Source organism: Fulvivirga kasyanovii (genome assembly GCF_009711405.1).
Taxonomy (GTDB): Bacteria; Bacteroidota; Bacteroidia; order Cytophagales; family Cyclobacteriaceae; genus Fulvivirga; species Fulvivirga kasyanovii.
Window position 1 is genome coordinate 1 of the sequence record NZ_SMLW01000652.1, and the last position, 17,957, is coordinate 17,957.

At 44.0% G+C, this 17,957-nt stretch carries 11 protein-coding genes; 4 read left to right on the top strand and 7 right to left on the bottom strand.

What is annotated here, in order from left to right; all coding sequences use genetic code 11:
* On the top strand, positions 1-452 hold a 452-nt coding region (locus E1163_RS30715; protein WP_185156196.1), incomplete at its 5' end, for a hypothetical protein.
* Between the two features lie 86 nt (positions 453-538).
* The gene (locus E1163_RS24205) at positions 539-1,093 is read left to right on the top strand and encodes a hypothetical protein (RefSeq protein ID WP_155175209.1); all 555 of its coding nucleotides are present in this window, start codon (positions 539-541) and stop codon (positions 1,091-1,093) included.
* A 137-nt stretch (positions 1,094-1,230) separates the two neighbouring features.
* Here E1163_RS24205 and E1163_RS24210 read toward each other — a convergent pair whose 3' ends face one another.
* From E1163_RS24210 to E1163_RS24240, 7 genes are read right to left on the bottom strand one after another with little or no spacing between them, the layout of a single operon-like run.
* The gene (locus tag E1163_RS24210) at positions 1,231-2,925 is read right to left on the bottom strand and encodes a class I mannose-6-phosphate isomerase (protein WP_155175211.1); all 1,695 of its coding nucleotides are present in this window, start codon (positions 2,923-2,925) and stop codon (positions 1,231-1,233) included.
* A gap of 18 nt (positions 2,926-2,943) precedes the next feature.
* Entirely contained in the window at positions 2,944-5,172 is a 2,229-nt protein-coding gene (locus tag E1163_RS24215; protein WP_343033945.1) for a GH92 family glycosyl hydrolase, read from the bottom strand.
* Positions 5,173-5,184: 12 nt separating this feature from the next.
* The gene (locus E1163_RS24220) at positions 5,185-7,518 is read right to left on the bottom strand and encodes a GH92 family glycosyl hydrolase (protein ID WP_155175213.1); all 2,334 of its coding nucleotides are present in this window, start codon (positions 7,516-7,518) and stop codon (positions 5,185-5,187) included.
* A 7-nt stretch (positions 7,519-7,525) separates the two neighbouring features.
* Positions 7,526-8,686, bottom strand: coding sequence for a family 10 glycosylhydrolase (locus E1163_RS24225; protein ID WP_155175215.1), 1,161 nt, complete (start codon positions 8,684-8,686; stop codon positions 7,526-7,528).
* Positions 8,683-9,795 carry a carbohydrate-binding family 9-like protein gene (locus tag E1163_RS24230; RefSeq protein ID WP_155175217.1) on the bottom strand — a complete coding sequence of 371 codons (1,113 nt, stop codon included), beginning with the start codon at positions 9,793-9,795 and terminating at the stop codon, positions 8,683-8,685. The genes E1163_RS24225 and E1163_RS24230 overlap by 4 nt, the downstream gene beginning before the upstream one ends.
* A gap of 3 nt (positions 9,796-9,798) precedes the next feature.
* On the bottom strand, positions 9,799-12,057 hold the full coding sequence (locus E1163_RS24235; RefSeq protein ID WP_246223864.1) for a GH92 family glycosyl hydrolase: 2,259 nt from the start codon (positions 12,055-12,057) through the stop codon (positions 9,799-9,801).
* A 5-nt stretch (positions 12,058-12,062) separates the two neighbouring features.
* The gene (locus E1163_RS24240) at positions 12,063-12,806 is read right to left on the bottom strand and encodes a DeoR/GlpR family DNA-binding transcription regulator (protein ID WP_155175219.1); all 744 of its coding nucleotides are present in this window, start codon (positions 12,804-12,806) and stop codon (positions 12,063-12,065) included.
* A 347-nt stretch (positions 12,807-13,153) separates the two neighbouring features.
* Here E1163_RS24240 and E1163_RS24245 point away from each other — a divergent pair, with 347 nt between their 5' ends.
* Both E1163_RS24245 and E1163_RS24250 read left to right on the top strand, forming a co-directional pair.
* On the top strand, positions 13,154-16,246 hold the full coding sequence (locus tag E1163_RS24245) for a SusC/RagA family TonB-linked outer membrane protein (protein WP_155175220.1): 3,093 nt from the start codon (positions 13,154-13,156) through the stop codon (positions 16,244-16,246).
* A 17-nt stretch (positions 16,247-16,263) separates the two neighbouring features.
* On the top strand, positions 16,264-17,946 hold the full coding sequence (locus E1163_RS24250; RefSeq protein ID WP_155175222.1) for a SusD/RagB family nutrient-binding outer membrane lipoprotein: 1,683 nt from the start codon (positions 16,264-16,266) through the stop codon (positions 17,944-17,946).
* The last annotated feature ends 11 nt before the right edge of the window (positions 17,947-17,957 follow it).

Genomic DNA, 17,957 nt, shown 5'->3' on the forward strand with positions numbered 1-17,957 from the left:
GGGATATTTATCCCGCCGAGCAAAATTGGTATAGGTCACACTTAAACAACCAAGAAACGGATTTAATCATAATAACAGAAACCCACCGAAGCCCGGAAGTCACGGATTCGGAGATTCATATCGGGAAAATTAAAAATGACAGCTTTGAAGACCTGACCGATCAGTATTTTCCAGAAATAAGGGCTTCCCTTTTCTTTCCGGGGGTTGATTCGGTGGCGTGGATGAAGAAAATGGTAGACTGGGAGTTTGCCTATGACCATAACTGCAAGAAAGTCATAGTAACCCCGGTGGAACGTTACTACATGACTTGCAATAATAAGCTAATGCCCGATGTAGCAAAGGATAATGGCATTACCCCGGAACAAATATGTGAAACCTGGAAGGCGTACAACGACACACCCATTGACTTTATTTGGAATGGAAGTACGTTCTCACCGGAACAGCAACATTAATAAAATATTACAAACAACAGGGGCAGAAGAACCGCTCATATATGAGACTTTGCACTAACAATCTAAATATCAAATTAACCTTTGCAATGTTAATTTTAGCTCTGGCTGGCTGTACAAACAAAAAATCAGAAAAAGGCAACCTAAACGATGAAACAGTTTTCAGAAAGCTAGAATTGATACAGCCCGGCACAAATGATGGGTTGCATTTGTGGCAAATAGATGAGTTCGTTGAGTTTGCAAAAGGTACAGCAAGGGAAATGACGGAACAAAGTGTAAAAAGATTTTTGGACAGACCACAAGCAAACCTCAATTATTATCCTATGCTTGAATTAATATATGCAGATCAAGGTATAAGCATTTTTTTTCTGCTTGCCGATGGCTCTGATAAAGGATTTTTCATGTCTGCTTTTAAAAATAACACAAAGATTTCAGAAGTTAATTTATGGAAACTTAGTGGGGTAAAAGAATTTAAGGAATTATCAGAAAAAATAATTCTTGACAAAAGGGTAAACCCCGACAAACCATACGATTTTCAGGTTTTCAGTAATCATTATCCAAATGGATATTATGTCGTAAAGGTTTTGCTTAACGGAGAAATAGAAGTTGAAAAAATTGAAGTTGCAGAAGGTGATATTCCTTAACAACACCTAATATCATTATAGACCAAATCTTTCAACATCAAATTCCATTGCTAAATATATAGAAGGTTTTAGGTCAAGTAAGCCCGTATCACATGCTGATGGATACCTTTATTGTTGCAATTGTTAAACTAACACCCCTAAACAGAAATCCTCAACACCGCGCACCTCTTACCCTTGGCCGTTGGCGTTATCGTATACTCCGCTATGCCTGCAGGAATGATAAAGGACTCTGCAAAGTGTACGAAAAATGGCGCAAACTTATTTTGAGGACTTTCTATGACGGCTTCATCGCCTTCAACAAGATTAAGCACCTGTATGCCGCCGTTGGTTTGCAGGTGTAGTTTATCTTCAAACCATAGCCTTTTTATGCTCAGTTGATCACCTTCATGACTGAGGATATCCTCTTTGGTATCGCTGGCGGACTGGTGGTAAAAGCGGGTATTTATAGTTTCTTCCGGAGTAGGTGGAGAAATTAGCTTTTCCGTGGCTGCATCGGCAGAGGCCAGGTTTTTGTCCGGGATGTTGAGGATGTCGTCAGGCATCTTAAAGGTGAAAATATCCGGGGCGGAGCTGATCCGGAGTATCATGGTGTTGTTTCCATTGCTGTGTACTAACCCGGCCGGAATGTTGATATGGTCATGCTTCTTGACATTGACCGTATTCAGCCACTTGTCCAGGGCCGTTTTGCTGATGGAATTGTTCTTGTTCAGAAGTTCCGGCAGGTGGTCTTTATTCATCTCTTTTTTAAAGCCCAGCCTCAGCTTGGCGCCCGGCTTGGTATCCATGATGTAGAAAACTTCACTCTGGCTGTAAGAGAGACCGAAATTGTCTTTGAGGAAATCAATATCCGGGTAGATATGCAGGTTTTCCTGAGCGCTGTCGAGGTTGTCGATAAATACCATCCTGATCGGCAACTCAGAGCCGAAGTGACTGTGGACTGCATTGCCGAGCAGCTTTTTAGGCTCCATGTAAATAACGTTGATGGATGGTACCTCGATCAGGAAGCCGTTGATCTTGAAAAGGATGTTGTTTTCTTCTGCCACACAGTTAAAGACCCAGGAGAACTCGTCTTCCTTTTGTTCCTGCATAGGTGTGTTGTTTTCCCATAGCTCAGGGTCATAAAACGGGGCGGTGAAGAAAGGCTGGGTGGTGGATTGAGCCAGAGCTTCCCGAACGATATCGCCCGTGGCCAGTTTGGGCTTTTCCCAATTGTTGGTTTCCAGGAAGTAATCGCACTGGCCAAGGAGCTGCTTTTTCAGCTTATCACAGATTTTCCAGTCGATAAAGTAAGCCCAGCGATATTGCAGGTCAAAAGGGAGATTGTTATTGGAAACGCCCACGTTCGACACATCATTTCTCTTGAACCTTTGCAGGATCTCCCACCTCGACATATCCGCATAGATGAGTATGTCAGGGGTACAGATCTTGCTGGCACCGACGCCAAAGATTAATATTACGCCCTCTTCAATGAAGTCAATGTTCTGTCGCAAGGCAGCCAGCTTGTTGGTATCAAAATACTCTTCGATATCATTGATTGAAGCTTTGGCAGAAAAAGGCAATCCTGACAATTCCTTTTCGGATAGTCTGTTGATCTCTTCTTCATTTTTGAACACGTCCCTGGAGGTGCATGTAGCATTTACAGGTATCCTCTTTTTCAATTCCCGCAGGTTGATATCTTCATAAGTGCCCTGGTAACACTCTACAGTAATGATGATCTTCCGTGAGTGAAGGGATTTGATTTTGGCATTTAAAGTATCAGCAATTTTATTCCACCCTTCCCAACAGGATTTGGTGGAGGTTTGTACTTCGATGTAGGGGCTTTTGTTTTTCATATAAAAATCAAAGTAATATTAATCTAAAGTATTTCTGGCCGGTTCTTCTGCCATTGAAAAAATCAGTTCGCCTCCCCTGGTTAATGTTTCATGGGAGATCGTATGCGTGTTAACTTCTTTTCCGTTGAACGTAACGTTGCTTACGTACCTGTTTTTGTCCGAGAATCCCTCAGCGCGGATCAAGAGTTTTTTATAGCCGGGTAGGGTCAGGCTCACTTCCTCAAAAAGAGGTGCGCCCAGCTCATATTCACCACTTGCAGGGTTGAGCGGGTAGAAGCCCAACGCTGAGAATATATACCAGGCCGACATTTGGCCGCAGTCTTCATTGCCACAAAGTCCGGCAGGCTCGGCCTTGTATAGTTGATCCATAATGGCCCTTACCTTTTCCCCGGTTTGCCAGGGCTGGTCGGTGTAGTTGTACAGGTATGGGATATGGTGGCAGGGTTCATTGCCATGGACATACTGGCCGATGTAGCCCGAGATCCATTCAGGAACCGGGCCGTCTGACTGAGGAGTATTGAATAAAGCATCTAATTTTTCCCTGAACTTCTCTTTTCCACCCATAAGTTCTGCCAGCTTCTCCGGCTGGTGTGGGACAAACCAGGTGTAATGCCACGCATTCGCTTCAATATAGTCTCCGCTATTGTACTGCGTCGGATTGAAATTGCTTTTCCAGTTGTCCAGGGAATCCTTTGCCCGCATAAACTTGGTTTCCGGGTCAAAGAGGTTCAAATAGTTTTCACTTCTTGATAGAAACCTTTCATGGTCATCAGCTTTATTAAGTGCCTTGGCCACCTGCGCTATGCACCAGTCGTCGTAAGCATATTCCAGGGTTAGGGATACAGATTCATTGTCATCCGATGTCGCTACATAGCCCAGCTTTTTGTAACTGTTGAGCCCGAAATGATCGGCTTCGGCACTTTTTTTCATGGCCTCATAAGCTTTTTCGATATCAAAACCCTTGAAACCTTTCAGGTAGGCATCTGCAATAACAGGTACCGCATGGTAGCCGATCATCATGTTGGTTTCATTGCCGACAAGGTCCCATACGGGCAGGTAGCCATACTCATCGTAGTGGGCAAGCATGGAATTGATGAAATCGTCGACCCTGGCTGGTTGGAGGATAGTCAGCAAGGGGTGTTCGGCACGGAAAGTGTCCCAAAGGGAAAAAGTAGTGTAGCGGTCATACCCCTGCGCCTGATGTATGTTGCCATCGGCGCCTTTGTATTGTCCGTTGATATCGGAAAACAGTGTGGGGGCCAGCATGCTTTGGTAAAGGGCTGTATAAAAAGAAGTGAGCCTTTGAGTATCTGCGGAGGTGACCTTTATTTTATTGAGCTCCTTGCCCCATGTGTCAGCGGCAAAGGTTTTTGCCTCGTCAAAAGAAAGTCTGGCAGATTCTGATGTCAGGTTAAATAAAGCATTTTCTGTACTTACAGAGGATATGCCTGTTTTTATGGTTATGTGTCCCTTCTCCAATGTTTTAAAGATAAAAACACCTTGCAGGTTTTTGCCGGTTGCCTGTGCGCTGTTAACAATAGAGTCACTGGTGTATAAGGCAACCTCTTCAAAAGGTTCGGAAAAAAAGGAAGCAAAATATACCCTTTGATCTGGCGCCCAGCCTGTGGATTTTCTGTAGCCGATAATGAGACTGTCGTTGATTACTTCAATGTGAGCATCGGTAGTACTGTCCCAGTTGCGGGTATAACCGAGGTTGAGAAATACCTGGAGGCTGTCTTTATCAGTGACGCTATATTTTTGGAGTCCTGTTCTTTTCGTTGCTGTTAGTTCTACATTGATGCCGTAATCTTCAAGAAAAACCTGATAATAGCCCGGACTGGCTTTTTCCTTATCATGGCTGAACAATGAATAATAAGGAGAACCAACTGCTTTGACTAATGAATCTGAACGTTCCTGGGGCAGGGGGTAGGAGACAGGCATAAAAGATATATCGTACAGGTCTCCTATGCCGGTGCCGCTCAGGTGCGTATGGCTAAAGCCTGCAATTACAGAATCCGGGTAGAAATAGCCCGATATCCAGTCCCAGCCGCTTCGGCCATTATCGGGACTCAACTGTACCATGCCAAAAGGAACAGTTGCCCCGGGATATGTTTTGCCTTTACCTCCTGTACCTATGAAGGGATCAACATAAGACAAAACATTACGCTCAGCAGTGACAACTTTCTCCGGCTGCTTTTGGCACGCCGCAATAATCATTAGCGGTATGATAAATCCGGTATATCTCACAATTCCTGTGTTCTACTGGTTCTTTTCAATGATCACCGGTTCGCTCATAGATGGCGGACGGTTTTGTATGGAGGCCCCCCATTCCTTATTAGGCTTTTCGCTCATTCTGAATGTAAGCTCACCACCCTGCATGACCTCATCATGCTTGATCCATGGTCTTTCTAAGGGTGAGCCGTTCAATGAAGCTTTTTCAATAAAGGTATTCTCCGTGCTATTATTTGCAGCTTTGATGACAAATGAATTTCCGTTTTCAAGGCTTAAAGTGACTTCATCAAACAGCGGGCTACCGATCACATAAGAAGGATATCCGGGAGTGACGGGGTAAAATCCCATGGCACTGAAAACATACCAGGCAGAAGTCTGGCCATTGTCTTCATCACCGCAGTAGCCGTCAGGTTGAGGGCTGTATAATTTATCCATCACATTTCTGACATGCTTTTGGGCTTTCCAGGGCGCTCCGGCATAGTTGTACAGGTAGATCATGTGCTGTATGGGCTGGTTGCCATGAGCATAGTTGCCCATATTGGCAATCTGCATTTCGCGGATTTCATGGATGGTGAAGCCATAGTAAGAGTTGTCGAAATCAGGTGGCATGGCGAATACGGTATCCAGCATGGAAATGAAATCCTTTCTGCCACCCATCAGGTCGATAAGTCCTTGTACATCCTGAAATACTGACCAACTGTAGTGCAGGCTGTTGCCTTCTGTAAAAGCATCGCCCCATTTGAGTGGGTTGAATGGCTTTTGAAACGACCCATCTTTATTCTTTCCGCGCATGAGGTTTGATTCCTTATCAAACACATTTCTGAAATTTTGCGATCTTTTGGCAAACAGACTAACCTCTTCTTCCGGTTTGTTCAGAGCCTTGGCCAACTGCCAGGTGCAGAAGTCAGCATAGGCATATTCCAGGGTTCTTGCAGTGTTTTCATTGATGCCAACGTCATAGGGCACATACCCTAGTTGGTTGTAATACTCGGCGCCGCGCCTGCCTACAGAACTCAGGTCGGGGTGTCCCTGTTGGGAATTTTTGATGATGGCCTGGTACAATGTCTCTATGTCATAGTCCCGTATCCCCTTAATGTATGAATCGGCTATGAGAGAGGCCGAGTTTGAGCCGATCATGCAGTCTCTGTGACCCGGGCTGGCCCATTCGGGAAGCCAGCCGCTCTCGTTATAAGTGTTGACCAGGCCTTGCATAATTTGTTTGTTCAGCTCCGGGTACATCACCGTGAAAAACGGGAATACTGCGCGGAATGTATCCCAGAAGCCGTTGTCGGTAAACATGTATCCAGGAAGTACCAGTCCATTGTATGGGCTGTAATGTACGATCTCATCACTTGCATTGATCTCGTAAAACTTCCTCGGAAACAGCAAGGTGCGGTATAAGCAGGAGTAGAAAGTTTTTTGCTGATCAGTAGTGCCACCTTTGACTTTTATCTTATTTAATTCGGCATTCCATACTTTGGCTCCTTCCGTTTTAACATCTTCAAAGCTCTTTTGCCCGATCTCTCTTTCCAGGTTTAGCCAGGCCTGCTCGTGACTGATGAAAGAGGAGGCTACTTTAGCATTGACCTTTTCGCCTCTTGCAGTTTTGAATCCTATAACGGCCCCTACATGATTGGCCTCTGAGGAAGTAGCATTCCGGTTGAGGGTAGAGTCTTTCCATGTGTGATAGACTTCAAAAGGTTTGTCGAACTGTACAACAAAATAATTTTTGAAGTTTTCCGGTACACCGCCGTGGTTGTTTTTACAATATCCGATGATCTTTTGCTCTTCCGGGATGATCTTTACCATACTTCCCATATCAAAAGCATCCAGCAGGATGTAAGCATTCTCTGTTTCAGGAAATGTAAACCGGAAGAAAGCGGCCCTTTCAGTGGGGGTGATTTCCGTGGTTACATCATAATCAGCCAGATAAACACTGTAAAAGTGAGGGCTGACTTCCTCTGCTTTGTGCGAAAACCATGAAGCCCGTTTATCTTCATTCACTTCCAGCTTACCTGTGAGAGGCATGAGCGAGAAAGCAGCATAATCGTTGATCCACGGGCTGGGCTGATGTGTTTGCTTGAAGCCCCGGATCTTATAGGCATCATAGGCGTAAGTCCAGCCGTCGCCCATTTTTGCCGTTTGCGGGGTCCAGAAATTCATGCCCCAGGGGCGGGCAATGGCAGGATAGGTATTGCCATTGGAAAGTTTGAACTCAGAGTCGGTGCCCATCAGCGGGTTGACCAGGCTCACAAGCTCTTTTGAAATGGGTGTGTGGCTGCTTTCCGGTTGAGAAGTCTGTAGTGTTTTATCACATCCCAAAAGCAAACCAATAACAACTAAAAATATGGGGTTTTTCATAGTAATATTAGCTTTTTGTAACTTCCGAAAGTGCTTTCCAGTGGGCATCGCTGACCTGGTCCATAGAGAAAATGGATATGCCGCCAGCTCCGCCTTCGAGAGCTGCTTTATAAGCTTCCTGAAGTTCTTTAGGTGTTAATGAAGGAATATAAAGGCCACTGTACAAAGGCTTTTTGTTCTGCATGCGTGCTATGCCTTTGATCGTATGCTCTTTGACCCATTCGATGTCTTCATTGTAAAAATTGTGGTATAGCATCGGCAGGTAAGCATCGAGATTCCAGTTGCCCCATTGCTGCCTCACCATTTGCCAGTTCGGGAACACGGCAGCAGTGATCATTTTATTATATTTTCTTGCTTCCGGGGTAAGCTTTTTTGTTACCAGGTTGGTGATGGCATCATACCTGAATTGCCTCCATTCCTCATTGGCAGAAGGGTCTTTCAAATCTTTGAGCGGGTCTATGCCTGTTTGCTCTTTAAACTGATTGCGGCAGTATTCGGAGTAGCAATAGTCATATTGCGGATACTCCCGGTCTTGTACTATATCGTACTTTGGCTGTAATGCCTCCGCCAGAATAACGTCAGGGAGCCTCACATAGTCGAGGTGTACGCCATCAATATCATCGATTTGCGCGAGGGATTCGACGTTCTTCCTTACAAATTCCTGGGCTTCAGGGTTGCAGGGGCACAAAAACTTGTAGTAGTCAACATACGCAGGGTGCGTGGCGGCAGATTGTCCCAGTCCATTGACAGCATACCAGTCCGGATGCTCTTTCACTATTTTTTCATTGTTACAGGGCATGGTCCACATCCAGGCATGGAACTCCATATCCAGCTCTTTGCAGATTGGTACCAGCTTTTCCAGCAGCTTTTCTTCTACAGGAAACCGGTCGTTGTCGTAAAAAGTGTGGTTACCGTTATAAACTTCAAGCAGTATGGCATCGATCCCTGAACTCTTTACCATTGAAAGCTTCTTCTTCCAATCGTCAGTAGATAACCCCAGTTGCGGGGTTACCCAGGTCCAGTTTTTTGAATTGAGCGAAGCATCGATAACAGAACTTTTTGCTGCTTCACTGCTGGCCTGGTTTGCGCAGGCTTGCAATATGGTATTTGTACTTAAAATGGCCAGACTGCCCTTGCCTAAAGTTTTAAGGAATTCTCTTTTTTTCATTTTGACAGTTGTTTTGGTGTTTTCCAGATTTCCCCGTCTGCCTTGATATGCCACTCCATTCCCTTCTCTATTGCCGGGTATTTTATCTCAAATAATGATTCGGTTGTTTCAATCTCAGGTTTTTGATCTATTTCCTGCCTGATATGTTCGGGCAGGTTGAGTTTTGTTAGTTCATCCGTGTAAGTGCCGTGCTGTTCATAATATTGCTTTTCAGCGTAGTAAAGGTTCCTTAGCAGCCATTTAATGTCTTCTTCCGGGTTTGGTTTAAATTTCACCTCACTCGTGCCCGCATGCTGTTTGCTGAACTGCACAAAGCCCCACATTTCAGGAAGGTGCATGTTGATAACCCCCTGTGGAGACCACACCCAGTTATATTCCGGGTAAGGTTTGTTTGTAGCCGGATCAATCTCTTTTCGGTATTGACCACCGTCATTGACAATCCGCCAGTTAACGCGTGAAAAATTGACGCGCCAGTGGTCACCATCCTGTGGTGTTTTGCCTTTCGAAGCCGCTTCTTCAAGTACTGCCCATGGAAAGGCCAGCTCCACGATCCAAAGCTTATCCTTGTCATTGGGGTTGTTCAGTGTTCCCTGGATTTGAATGGCACTTTTCAGTCCTCGGATGTCCCACGAGTCGATGGCCGGGCCTCCGTTGAGGTACGGTTTGATTAGCATTAAGTCCCAATACGTTCCCAGGGCGTTGATCTCAAACTCGTAATACTGGTGAGTATCGCCATCAGGATCGATAAAAACTTCAAAATCATTTTCATGGAATATGACCATGTCGCGCTGGTCATACGTGGCCCAGATGTCCGGTTCGATGATTTCAGCAGCAATGTAAAAATATTGGTCGTCCCATAGCATCTTGGCTCGAGTGCGGTGAAGTGGTTTGGGCTTTGCATCACCTTCAATGTCCACAAAATCCTCAGTCCAGGGAGCCTGCTTCCAGTCTTCTTCATTCAGTTTGCCATCAATAGTCAGGGGCTCCCGGGTGTGGTGGCATACATAATCTTTTGGGGCATACTCAAATCCGGTGTTTTGGGCACAAGCCGCCGGCACTTGAAGAAAAATATAGCAAATTATTGTATAGAAGGTAATTTTTAACTTCATAATCTATTGATGGTTAGCCTTGAGCTTAAAAGTGAGGTTGGCGCCGTTAGTCAACTCCTGATGGGAGATAAAATATTTATTAAATGGCTTTCCGTTTAAGATCATCTCATCTATGTAAAGAGCATCGGAACTGCTTTTTTCTGCCTTGATCATCAGGGTTTTGCCTTTGTAGTACTTGTCGTTCAGGTGAATGGTAACCAGATCAAAAACCGGACTGGTGAGGGCATAGGTCATGTCACCCGGACAGTGTGGATAAATGCCCATCATACTAAAGACCAGCCAGGCCGAAAGTGTGCCTGTATCATCATTGCCAGGTATTCCTTCCGGGGCATTGGTATAATATTTTTGGATCAATTCCCTTACCTTTTGCTGAGTGCGCCACTCTTCGCCTTTTACATAGTTGAAAAGAAAAGGGTAGGTGATGTCGGGTTCATTCGCCATGTCGTAGTTGTTTTCATCAAAGCAGGTTTGGAGCGCCCGGGAGAATGGTCTGTCTCCGCCTACCAGCTTGATTATGCCGGGAATATCATGCGGTACATAGAACCGGTATTGCCAAGCATTACCTTCTACAAAACCAATGACAGGTTCGAAATTCGCACCCGCTTGAGGATCAAAAGGTGTGAGCCAGGAGCCGTCTTTCATTCTTGGACGAAGCATGCCTGTAGATTTGTCAAAGTAATTGCGGTAGCTCAGTGCCCGTTTGCTGAAATACTTGTAATCCTTGTCTTTATTCAGTGCTTTGGCCAGTTGCGCTATATTCCAGTCGGCAATGTTATATTCGAGCGAAGTAGATACCGTGCCCCACAAGCCGTCGTAGGTATTTTCAGGAATGTAGCCAAGCTCAATATATTTTTCCAGGCCCGGGCGGAGCTTATTGCCATCTTTTTGGGGCATAGCAGACTTTTTAATTGCCTCATAGGCCAGGTTAATGTCGAAATCCCTGATTCCCCTTAAATAAGTATCGGCAATAACAGGAGTTGCCGGGTCGCCCACCATCACTTCTGTTTCCATGCCCATCAATTCCCATTTGGGTAGCCAGCCGCTCTCTTCGTACATACCCAGCATGCTATTCACGAGATCTGATTGAAGCTCCGGATAGGCTAAGGATAACAAGGGGTGAAGGTTTCTGTAGGTGTCCCACAGGGAGAAGACCGTATAGCGGTTGCCTTTGGTATTGCCTGTTCCATGTGTTCCCATAAGCGGGTAATCGCCGTTTACATCCTGAATGATGTTGGGGTGGATCAGAGTATGGTACAGTGCGGTATAGAAGATGGTTTTTTCTTCATGCGTACCACCTTGCACCTCTATTCTTTTTAGACGTTGTTCCCACGCAGTTTGTGCCTTATATGCAGTCTGGTCAAGGTTAAAGCCTGGCTGCTCTTTTTTTAGGTTTTCGCGTGCATTTTCAATACTTACATACGAGATGCCGATTTTCACTTCAATAGTTTCTCCTTTACGGGAGTCGTAGGTGAAGAAAGCGCCGATATTATCCCCGGCCATTTCGTTGCGGTATTGGTAGTAAGGTTTGTACTTGCCACTATATTTTGTCCATGTGGCTTCAGCGCTGTACTCAGGCATTTTTTTCCATGCTCCGTAGTTGCTGGCCGGTTTGCTGAATTTAGCCACAAAGTATACAGGCCTTACATCTTCCGGGTTATAGCAAAAGGTGCCGATCAGCTTATACCCCTCTATTTCTGTGTCAGAAACTATTTTAAGCATGGCCCCGGTTTCGTTGGTAAGCCCCAGGCCTAAATTTAACAATATATGTGCCTCGCCTCCCGGAAAAGTATACCGGCTTATGCCGCTTCTCATTGTGGCGCTCACTTCGCTTTTGATGTTGTATTTGTTTAAATGATTGGAGTAATAGCCCGGATAAGCCTGCTCTTTGGAGTAGGTAGTGCCGTATTTTTCGGGATCCAGCTCCAGTGCACCGGTGGTGGGCATCAGCAGGATGCTCCCCAGTTCAGGGCAGCCCACACCGCTCAGGTTTACATGGGAGAAGCCTGTCAGGAAATTGTTTTCGTGTACATACGATCGGGAATGCCACTCGCTGTCTTTTTCAAATACATTGCCCTGCCCTTTTTTATAAGCTACATTAAATGGTGTGACAGATGCCATGCCTGCCGGTAGTACTGCTCCGGGGTGTGTGGCGCCATAATTGGAAGTGCCGATAAAGGGATTGACATAATCCGTATAATCCTGCGCAATGGCCGGGGAGGCAAGTGCCAAAATAAATAAATATATGCTTAGTCCTTTCATCATAAGTTTTATACCACTTTTATGCCCTTGTTAATAAAAATCTGTAGTGTGTCATTGGGTTGGTTGATCTCGGTAATCAGGGTCTGCACCTTGAGTATATCGTCAATTTTAAAGGGTTGTATCCGGCTGATGGCGCCTGACAGACATAGTGCGATTACATTCCTGGAAGCATCAATAAAGGCCTTCTTGGTCAGGGCTATTTCCCTGTCGCCCCCGGTGATGCCTACATCAGGGTGTATGCTGGGTGCTTCTATAAGGCATAAATCGGCATGGATGTCTTTGAGGTAATTGATCACTTCCAGTCCGGCACTGACGAGTGATTTGTGTATGATCTTGCCTCCCAGGAAAATGACTTCAAGGTTCTGAAACTCGCAAAGCTTGGTGGCTATCACCAGTGAGTTGGTAAAGACCAACGCATTAAGGTCTCTGGGCAGGAGGTCTACCAGCACCAGGTTCACAGGGTTGCCATCGAGAATGATCACCTCATCATTTTTAATGAACTCTTTTGCCTTGTTGGCTATGATCAGCAACTCTTCATTTCGGGTAGGGTTGATCTGTGCGGAAGTAATGTGCGGGTTTGCCATGGCGCCCCCGTGAACTTTTTTTACAAAGCCATTTTCTGCGAGCTCTTTTAGGTCCCTTCTTATAGTGTCCTCCGAAACATTGAGTTTTTTGCTCAGCGTATTGGAGTGTACCTTATTATATAGGCTGATAAGGTGTAATATATAGTTGTGCCGTTCTTCTTTTAACATTTATCAATTATCAATGATTGAGGAGGATCCGATTTACAATCAAAAATACGAATTCCTAAATATAATGAATAAAAGCGCATAAACCTGCAATTATTTGCCGGTTTTTATCTTAATGTGCTGAAGATTAGATGATAAATGCCTGATTTAGCAGAGGTAATGCGTTTTATAGCCGGCTTATGCTTTAAATATATCTTGTTTAAACACTGATTATGTAATTATGTGAAGTTTTTATATTCTTAAAACACATAAATATGCAGGAGTATGCATGAATATGCATGTTTGTGTTGGAATTGTGTTTTTCTTTTTCTAGTATTAGTGCATGTTATCAAAACTAAACCCCATATACTATGTTCAAAAAACTACTTTTTATAATGGTCATTGGGTTTTGCTTTATTATACAGGCAAAAGCCCAGGTGGTCGTTTCTGGTAAAGTCATTGATGCCAGTGAAAACGAACCTTTGCCAGGAGTGACAGTTTTGGTGGAGGGTACATCCAATGGTACTATCACCGATTCTGATGGTAATTACAAAATTGAGGTAAAAGAAAACCAAAGCCTTTTCTTCTCATTTGTCGGTTATGAATCACAGACAATTGCCGTAGGCAATCAATCTGTTATTGATGTGGCGCTGATGCCTGATATTACTCAACTGACAGAGGTTGTGATTACGGCATTAGGTGTAGAAAGGGAAAAGAAAGCCTTAGGTTACTCGCTGACTGAAGTTGGCGGAGAAGAAGTTTCGACAGTTAAAGAGACCAACGTCATTAATTCATTGGCCGGTAAGGTTGCCGGTGTAGTTGTCTCGCCCAATACTTTTGGCCCAGGCAGTAGTACCCGGGTGATCATCAGAGGTAACAACTCGCTGACAGGTAACAACCAGCCGCTTTATGTTGTGGATGGAGTTCCTATGGACAATGCGGGGTTTGGTTCATCAAACAGCAATGTGGGTGACGAATATTCAAGGTCTGATTATGGCAATGGTATAGCTGATATTAACCCTGATGATATTGCATCTATCTCTGTACTTAAAGGACCTAACGCGGCAGCCTTATATGGATCAAGGGCTAGTAATGGTGTAATTCTTATCACAACTAAGAAAGGGGCAAACAGGAAAGGACTTGGAGTAAGCTTTTCATCTAGCGTAATGTTTGATAAGCCCTTGGTATTGCCAGAGCTTCAAAACGAATACGGCCAAGGATCACAAGGAAATCATGATTTAACTACGGGCAGTTCATGGGGAGCCCCTCTCGATGGAAGCTCTAAGCCATACTTTACAGGAGAAAATCGCCCCTATTCTGCACAATCAGATAATGTTAAGGATTTCTTTAGGACCGGCTCTAATATAATCAACACCTTGAGTTTAGCCGGGGGGAATGAAAATGCTAATGTGCGGTTTTCTTACACCAATGCGCAGGCTAACTCCATTTTGCCTAATTCGGATATCAGTAAACATAATTTTAACCTGAGAAGCTATGTAAAGCTTACAGATAAGTTATCTTTTGACAGTAAGATTACCTATGCAAATATCGAAGGGCATAACCGGGCTACACTTGGTACTGAGGGAGTGGTTGCAAATATCTACGGCATTCCCAGGAACATTGATATTAATGATTTGAAGGATTATCAGCAGGATGGAAGCTTTGCAGTAAGATCTTACAAATTGGAAGCCGATGGAGACCCTGCGACTGATACATCGAATCCTTATTGGGTCTTATACAATGATCGTAATGATGATGTCAGGGACAGGACTTTTGGCTTTTTTAAGGTAGACTATCAGTTTACAGATAACTTTTCTGCTTTTGCAAGAATAGGTGGTGACTTTACGAGTCAAAATATTGAAACAGTGAATAGCTATGGCCATTGGTTTTACGGTCAAGGCAGGTTTGATTACAGTACAAATAAATCCAAAGAAATCAACGCAGACTTTCTATTGAGTTATAATAAGAATTTCGGAAGTGATTTTGCTCTTTCTGCTAATTTTGGAGGTAACCATAGGTATGAGGAGGATGAAAAATATTCATTTGCCGGGAATGAGTTTAAAATACCTACTCAGGCCACGGTGGCCAGTGCTAAAAAATTAAGACCCGGATATACATTTAGAACCCCAAAGGAGGTAAATTCTCTCTATGGCTCAGCGCAGTTCGCCTATCGCGAAACCGTTTTTCTTGACGTAACTGCCAGAAATGACTGGTCGTCAGCACTTCCAGCCGATAACAGGTCATACTTTTATCCATCCGCCAGCTTATCAGTACTTATTAATGAGTTTATTGATAGCAACCAGCGTATCCTGAGTTTTACTAAAGTACGAGCAAGTTGGGCACAAGTAGGTAATGATACAGATCCTTTTCAACTTGCTAATACCTATGTTTTAGATCCCGAAGGGTATCTTGACCAAACGTCCTTATCAAGGGAGGAAACCCTGTATAATCCCGATATAAAGCCTGAGCAAGTTTCAACTATTGAGTTTGGCTTGGAGTGGAAAATGTTCAACAATAGGGTTTATGGAGATTTCACCTACTATGATATCCAGTCGGAAGACCTTATTTGGGGAGTCAGAATTTCAGAAAATTCAGGCTACAAATATTACAACACCAACGTAGGCGAAATGACCAATAAAGGAGTTGAGTTACTCATTGGAGGTACACCTATTAAAACACCTGATTTCTCATGGGATATTTCTGTGAATATGTCTCATAACAAGAATGAATTGGTTGAGCTCATAGAAGATGTTGATAATTATATCTTTAGCACAACCAACGGTGGAGCCGTAGTAGTGCAGGCAACTGCAGGTGGCGGTTTTGGCGATATATATGGATATGATTATATGCGTGCTCCAAATGGTAAGATCGTCGTGAATGACAGTGGTGTGCCGGTAAGGTCTTCTGAGTACACCCATTTAGGTAATTATCAGCCGGATTGGTTAGGGGGTCTTTCAAATCGGTTTACTTACAAAAACCTTTCTTTTAACTTTTTAATTGATGCCAGGTTTGGGGGAGAGGTCTATTCAGGAGCTGATGCAGCCTTAGATGTTTCAGGTGTATCGGAAAGAACACTTCAATACAGGACCGACGGTGTTGTGCTTGACGCTATGGTGAATACCGGCACGGCAGAGGAGCCTGTATATGAGCAAAATACGGCAAGTATTACATCTCAGCAGTATTTTGGGTCACTGCCTGCATCAGAATATGTTTATGATCAAACCAATATACGAATGAGAGAAATGTCATTGGTTTACAGGTTGCCTGAAAGTGTGATTGGCAATACATTTATCAGGGGTGCATCAGTAGGTCTCATAGGACGGAATCTGTTCTTCCTGACAAAGAAGATAGACAACTTCGATCCGGAATCGAGCTACAGCACCACTTCATTTGGTCAGGGTGTGTTGTTCTACAACTTGCCTACTACCAGAAGCTATGGCTTCAGTGTAACAATTGATTTTTAATATTAAAGTAAATCGTAATGAAAGCTATATATAACAAAGCAATAACATTGGGTTTGATAGTGCTGGCATCATGTACATCAGATTTTGATGATTTGAATAAAAAGCCTGGAGCGGTAACTGCAGACCAAGCCAGTGGCAGATATTTTTTAACAAACCCACAATATAAGCTTTATGCACCAGGTCGGTTTCCATATTGGAGGGGTCCTCTTATACATGGGGATCGCTATGCAGGGCACTTCTGCTTCGGCTTCGATGGTTCATGGTGGACCGATGAATTAGGATATTCCTATAGTGGAGCATATACAGATGCTACATGGGACTGGCTTGCAGGGTATCTTCGAGGAATTGATACTTACCTTGACTTAACTGGAGTAGGAGGTGAATTTGAAAATGAAAGGATGCATGCTGTTGGACTTATACTTAAAGGGTTGTATTACCAGAAATTTACGGATATTTTTGGGGAGGTGCCTTACTCTGAATCGGGAAATGCTGACATTCTCAATCCTAAGTTTGATACACAGAAAACCATCTACGAAGGCATAATAGCGGAACTTGACCAGGCCATGGCAACCATTGGCGATGCTACTTCTACAGGTGAAGCCTTGGAGGATTTAGCCGAAAATGATTTGTTTTATCAAGGAGATTTACAAAAGTGGAAGACGCTTGCCAACACCCTTAAACTGAGGCTGGCCATGCGTGCCCATGGAGCCAGTGGGGCTGATTTTGCCAACTCTGTAATTACAGAAGCCCTAAACAGCCCTTTAATTGAAACCCTTGAGGAAAGTGCGCTGCTTGAAAAGGACAAGGTAATTGATCAGTTCAATAGCTCAGCATATGGCGATGTATGGCATAACTTCGGGATAGGTTCAAACTGGACAGTGAGCAAGCATCTGATTGATTATTTGAGAAACAATAATGATCCCCGACTGGAAAAATATGCAACTCCTGCCGAGGGAGGTGATATTTTTGTGCCTAAACCAACTGATGCAGCAGAGCAGAAAGCACTTGACCTGATGCTTGCCAATCTTGATGATGCCGGTGTAGTTTACACTACCAAGGATACTGTAATTGATGGTAGTAATAAGGTAAAAGTCTCAATGCCAGAGGATACTCATTATGTTGGGCAACCGTCAAGACTCAACCTTACCAGTTATTACTTTGCAAACTATAATTTCTTTTCAAAGCCGGCTGAGATTATTATTCAGAAAAAAGGTAATGGGGATATATTTCCCGAACTTGTACTCACTTCTGCTGAAACATATTTCTTAAGGGCCGAAGCTGCACTCAAAGGTTTTGGTGGTGATGCCAATACGCTTTATCAGGAAGGTATAAGACAAGGAATGCTATTGTGGGAGGTAGAGGAAGATGATATTGATGATTTTCTTTCTGCAGCTCCGATTGCCACACTTACTGGCACTACCGAAGAAATGCTTGAGCAGGTCAGCGTTCAAAGATGGATCGCAAGCTATACCGATGGCTTTGAGGCCTGGTCAGTGGTACGTAAGTCGGGTTATCCCACGGACGTAGCTGATGGTGTTGATGATCCGGATATCTATGGCTTTGGAGAGATCAATGGTGTTTATCCTCAAAGAATGCGATACGGAAGCAATGAAAAGAACACCAATGGCGCTAACCTGCAGGATGCATTGACAAGGCAAGGTCCTGATCAGCAGGATATTGAGCTTTGGTGGGCAAAATAAGGTTGATTCTG

Excerpts from the sequence above, each read along its gene's own strand:
- E1163_RS24205 (WP_155175209.1), top strand. The coding sequence starts at position 539 with ATGTTAATTTTAGCTCTGGCTGGCTGTACAAACAAAAAATCAGAAAAA.
- E1163_RS24210 (WP_155175211.1), bottom strand. The coding sequence starts at position 2,925 with ATGAAAAACAAAAGCCCCTACATCGAAGTACAAACCTCCACCAAATCC.
- E1163_RS24220 (WP_155175213.1), bottom strand. The coding sequence starts at position 7,518 with ATGAAAAACCCCATATTTTTAGTTGTTATTGGTTTGCTTTTGGGATGT.
- E1163_RS24225 (WP_155175215.1), bottom strand. The coding sequence starts at position 8,686 with ATGAAAAAAAGAGAATTCCTTAAAACTTTAGGCAAGGGCAGTCTGGCC.
- E1163_RS24230 (WP_155175217.1), bottom strand. The coding sequence starts at position 9,795 with ATGAAGTTAAAAATTACCTTCTATACAATAATTTGCTATATTTTTCTT.
- E1163_RS24235 (WP_246223864.1), bottom strand. The coding sequence starts at position 12,057 with ATGATGAAAGGACTAAGCATATATTTATTTATTTTGGCACTTGCCTCC.
- E1163_RS24240 (WP_155175219.1), bottom strand. The coding sequence starts at position 12,806 with ATGTTAAAAGAAGAACGGCACAACTATATATTACACCTTATCAGCCTA.
- E1163_RS24245 (WP_155175220.1), top strand. The coding sequence starts at position 13,154 with ATGTTCAAAAAACTACTTTTTATAATGGTCATTGGGTTTTGCTTTATT.
- E1163_RS24250 (WP_155175222.1), top strand. The coding sequence starts at position 16,264 with ATGAAAGCTATATATAACAAAGCAATAACATTGGGTTTGATAGTGCTG.